Below are 4,921 nucleotides of genomic sequence, written 5' to 3'. Positions count from 1 at the left end.
TACTTAAGACATTATCACTTGTTAAACACACAAATAAAAGAATAAATAGGTAAAACTTGATTTTTATTTAAAATAATGATATAATGTTCCGATAAAGGAGTGTCAGAATTGCCTATTAATATTCAAGCTATCAAGCAAAAGTTAGACGCCCATCTAGGCCAAGAATTGACGATCGTTGCGCAAGCCGGTCGCAAGAAGGTTACTAGACGACGCGGGGTATTGAAAAATACTTTTCCAGCAGTTTTCGTTGTTGCTCTGGACCAAGACAGCAACAACTTTGAACATGCATCTTACAGCTACACCGACGTTTTGACCAAGAATATCTTGGTAGAATTCGATGACGAAGCGGATGCTAAATAAAAAACGAATTTTTACACTAACATTTCTTAAAAATGTTAGTGATTTTTTTTGCTCTTTAGAGTATATTAGTATAAGTACAAAAACAGACATTAGGAAGGAAAGAGAATGAAACGTTCTGAAAGATTAGTAGACATGACCAAATATTTGATGGAGCGTCCGCATACTTTAATCGCTCTGCCCTTCTTTGCCAAGCGTTACGGTGCGGCCAAGTCCTCCATCTCTGAAGACCTGGCAATCTTGAAGCACACCTTAGCTGACAATGAAGACGGGATCTTAGAGACGGTAGCTGGGGCGGCCGGGGGCGTTCGCTACATTCCATTTCTTGGTCAAAAGCCTGCTGAAAAGTATTTGAATGATTTGGCTGGCCGGATTCAAGATTCTAGCCGGATTCTGCCAGGCGGCTTTGTCTACCTGTCCGACATCCTGGGCAAGCCATACGATCTGGAAATGATCGGAAAATTGATCGCCACCCGCTATGCCTATGCTGACATCGAAGCCGTAATGACGGTGGAAACCAAGGGGATCTCTCTGGCTAATGCCGTAGCCAGCTACTTAAACGTGCCTGCCGTGACTGCCCGCAAGCGGTCCAAGGTGACGGAAGGGGCCACTGTTTCCGTCAACTACATGTCTTCATCCACTTCCCGGGTAGCCAAGATGGAATTGCCAACTCGGGCCCTGGACAAAGAGACGAACGTTCTGATTGTGGATGACTTCATGAAGGGTGGCGGCACCTTGGACGGGATGCGGCAGCTGGTTAAGGAATTCAACTGCCAAGTAGCCGGCGTCTGTGTCTTATGCGAAACCGAATATAAAGATGAACGCAAGATCAAGGACTACGTTTCCCTGATCAACATCGACCAAATCGACAGTGAAAAGGAAATCATCTTGGCTCAGCCAGGTAACTTTTTAACTAGAACTAACTTCGATCGCTTCTAAATGTTACAATATAAGCTAGCCAATACGGCTAGCTTATTTATTTTAGAAGGTTACTAATACTATGAAAAAATACGTGATTGTTTTGGCTGCCGGCAAGGGCACCAGAATGAAGTCTAAGCTCTACAAGGTCTTGCATCCCGTTTGCGGCAAGACCATGGTAGAACATGTTGTTGACGCGGCCAAGGCCGTTGAACCAGAAAAGATCGTGACCGTGGTTGGCCACGGCGCTGAAGACGTGGAAAAGGTTTTAGCCGGCAAGGCCGACTTTGCCCTCCAAGAAGAGCAGCTGGGGACGGGCCACGCCGTGATGCAGGCTGCTGACCAGTTGGCAGGTCTTGAAGGGGCCACTTTGGTTGCTACTGGCGACACCCCCTTATTTACCGGGGAAACCTTTAAGAAGCTGTTTGCCTACCACGAAGAAGAAGGCAACGCTGCCACTGTTTTAACGGCAGAAGCGCCAAATCCTTTTGGCTACGGCCGGATCATCAGAGACGACCAGGGCAATGTCTTGCGGATCGTGGAACAAAAAGATGGCAATCCTGAAGAACTCAAGGTCAAGGAAATCAATACTGGGATCTTCTGCTTTGACAACCAGAAGCTTTTTGAAGCCTTAAAGCAAATCGGCAACGACAACTCCCAAGGCGAATACTACTTGACTGACGTTTTGGAAATCTTGCGCAAGGCTGGCCAAAAGGTTGGCGCCTACAAGATGCCAGACTTCAGTGAAAGCTTGGGCGTTAACGACCGGATCGCCTTGGCAGAAGCCACCCGTCTGATGCAAAGACGGATCAATGAACAGCACATGCGTAACGGCGTGACCTTCATTGACCCAAGTACCGCCTACATCGATGCTGACGTCGTGATCGGCAACGATACGGTGATCGAAGGCGGAGTGACCATCAAAGGCCATACTGTGATCGGGTCTGACTGCTTGATTAGCTCAGGCTCGCGCATCATTAACAGTAAGATCGGCAACGGCGTGACGGTAACGTCATCAACCATTGAAGAATCTGTTATGGAAGATAATACTGACATCGGGCCAAACTCCCACTTGCGGCCAAAGGCCTTGATTAAGCGGGGGGCTCACCTGGGCAACTTCGTGGAAGTCAAGAAGGCCGAAATCGGCGAAAACACCAAGGTGGGCCACCTGACTTATGTTGGGGATGCAAGCTTGGGCAAGGACATCAACATCGGCTGCGGGGTCATCTTCTCTAACTTTGATGGGGTGAAGAAGTTCCATACGACAGTTGGCGACAAGTCCTTTATCGGGGCTGGCTCAACCTTGATTGCTCCAATTAAGGTGGCTGACCACGCCTTCGTGGCTGCTGACTCCACCATTACCAAGGACGTGGGCAAGTACGAAATGGCCATTGCCCGCGGCCGCCAGGTCAACAAGGAAGACTACTGGCACAAGCTGCCACTATCTGAAGGCAAAGACTGGCAATAAATTTTTTAGTAAAAGCTCTCTAGCATTCCTAGAGAGTTTTTATTTTGAAAAAATTCAATATCGCTTACATAATCTTTAAGAAAAAATTGTTACTTTTTCCAAAAGCTTAAGCAACACTTTTAATTTAATGGGTGTATAATCGAGTCAATGACAAAAAGCATGATTCAAAGGAAGGTTTGGAATTAATGAAATTCACCAAGAAACTCGCTTTCGCTTCAGCATCATTGGCCCTGACTCTGGCAACTCCAGTTTCACTGGCAGCTTCAAACGCAGTCAGCTTCGCAGCTACCAAGACCACGACTCAAGCTGCTAAGATCCAAGTAACTAAGAAGAACGCGCCAATTTACCACAAGGATGGGACTAAGTTCACCAAGAAGAGCCCATACGTTTATGAAAATTACTCAGGCATTAAGATGGGCAAGGGCTCTCAATTAAATGTAATTAAGACTGTAACCATCAAGGGTGCTAAGTACTACTACATCGGCAACAGTGCTTATTTGAAGGCTAGTGACGTTAAGGTAATTGCTACTAAGAAGGTTAAGACCACTACTTCCACTAAGAAGACAACTACTAAGAAGACTGGTTCAACCAAAAAGACTGCTAAGAAGACTAGTTCAATTAAAAAGGCTGCTAAGAAGACTAGTTCAACCAAAAAGACTACTAAGAAGACTAGTTCAACCAAAAAGACTGCTAAGAAGACTAGTTTAACCAAAAAGACTTCATCTAAGTCAACCAAGACTACCGCAAAAAAAGCTAAGACTGTTACTAAGGTAACTGTAACTAAGAAGATTGCTTACTACTACCGTAAGGATGGCAGTAAGTATACTAAGAAGAACCCATACATTTACCAAGGCAAAAATACTCACACTGCCAAAGGCTACACTTTTAATGTAAGCAAGACTGTTAAAATCAAGGGGGCTACTTACTACTACATCGGCAATAACGCCTACTTGAAGGCAACCGACGTTAAGGTAACTGCTACCAAGTAGTTGAGTCCCTTTTAAACAAGCAAAAAGTTTCGGAATCTCGCCGAAACTTTTTCTTTTGCCTAAGAATTGCGATTTTCTTAACAATTTAGGGTTGATTTTTGTTAAAATAGAGCTGGTAAATGCAGTTTTTTTCGGAGGGAACTATGTCTTACAAGGACAATATCAAGCTTTTTGCGCTTAATTCAAACAAGCCGTTAGCAGAAAAAATCGCTGACCGCATGGGTTTGAAGCTTTCAACTTCAAGTGTCGTTCGCTTTAGCGATGGCGAAATTCAAGTTAACATTGACGATTCTGTTCGTGGCAAGGACGTCTTCTTGATTCAATCAACCAGTGCTCCAGTCAACGACAACCTGATGGAACTCTTGATCATGATCGACGCCGTTCGCCGGGCCAGCGCTGCCTCAGTCAACGTCGTTTTGCCATACTATGGCTACGCACGGCAAGACCGCAAGACTCGTGCCAGAGAACCAATTACGGCCAAGCTCGTTGCCGATATGATCCAAACTGCTGGGGCAGATCGGGTGCTGTCACTTGACTTGCACGCTCCGCAAATCCAAGGCTTCTTCGACATCCCAGTCGACAACTTGATGGGGGCACCGCTTTTAGCTGACTTCTTCCTCAGCAACCACCTGGAAGAAGATGCAGTTGTCGTTTCACCTGACCACGGCGGCGTTACCCGTGCCCGGAAGTTAGCTGAATTTTTGGGTACCCCAATTGCCATCGTTGACAAGCGCCGGCCAAAGGCCAACGTTGCGGAAGTCATGAACATCATTGGTAACGTTAAGGGTAAGCGCGCCATCTTGATCGACGACATGATCGACACGGCCGGGACCATTACCTTGGCAGCTCAAGCCTTGAAAGATGCTGGCGCAACTGAAGTTTACGCCTGCGCTACTCACGCCGTTTTGTCCGGCCCAGCCGTTGACCGCTTGAACAAGTCAGTGATCAAGAACCTGGTTTTGACTGACTCTATCCAGCAACCAGCCGAAAAGAACCTCGACAAGACGATCCTTGTGTCCGTAGGGCCTTTGATGGGGGATGCCATCAAGCTGATCATGGAACACAAGCCAATGAGTCCTTTGTTTGATACTCGTTACGACGCTAACAAGTACAAGGACAAGTAAAATAAACTGTAAGCAAAAATAACAGCCGCAATGCGGCAATGTCATTAAGTTAAGGCATTGACTTT

General features: G+C 46.1%; 5 protein-coding genes. All 5 read left to right on the top strand.

Features of this window, described 5'->3' with window-relative positions:
• Positions 1-108 precede the first annotated feature (108 nt).
• The 5 genes from FC20_RS09045 to FC20_RS09025 all read left to right on the top strand — a co-directional run bounded on the left by FC20_RS09045 (position 109) and on the right by FC20_RS09025 (position 4,856).
• The gene (locus tag FC20_RS09045) at positions 109-360 is read left to right on the top strand and encodes a Veg family protein (RefSeq protein ID WP_008461408.1); all 252 of its coding nucleotides are present in this window, start codon (positions 109-111) and stop codon (positions 358-360) included.
• A gap of 105 nt (positions 361-465) precedes the next feature.
• Positions 466-1,296, top strand: coding sequence for a pur operon repressor (purR, locus tag FC20_RS09040; RefSeq protein WP_008461409.1), 831 nt, complete (start codon positions 466-468; stop codon positions 1,294-1,296).
• Positions 1,297-1,357: 61 nt separating this feature from the next.
• A complete protein-coding gene (gene glmU, locus FC20_RS09035; protein ID WP_008461416.1) occupies positions 1,358-2,743 on the top strand; it encodes a bifunctional UDP-N-acetylglucosamine diphosphorylase/glucosamine-1-phosphate N-acetyltransferase GlmU in 1,386 nt (461 codons plus the stop codon).
• A 185-nt stretch (positions 2,744-2,928) separates the two neighbouring features.
• The gene (locus tag FC20_RS09030) at positions 2,929-3,732 is read left to right on the top strand and encodes an SLAP domain-containing protein (RefSeq protein WP_008461422.1); all 804 of its coding nucleotides are present in this window, start codon (positions 2,929-2,931) and stop codon (positions 3,730-3,732) included.
• A 143-nt stretch (positions 3,733-3,875) separates the two neighbouring features.
• Positions 3,876-4,856 (top strand): ribose-phosphate diphosphokinase, encoded by a 981-nt coding sequence (locus FC20_RS09025; protein WP_008461427.1) that lies wholly within the window; start codon positions 3,876-3,878, stop codon positions 4,854-4,856.
• Positions 4,857-4,921: the final 65 nt, after the last annotated feature.

It is taken from the genome of Lactobacillus equicursoris DSM 19284 = JCM 14600 = CIP 110162 (genome assembly GCF_001434815.1).
GTDB lineage: Bacteria > Bacillota > Bacilli > Lactobacillales > Lactobacillaceae > Lactobacillus > Lactobacillus equicursoris.
This window is presented reverse-complemented; position numbering and strand designations above follow the sequence as displayed.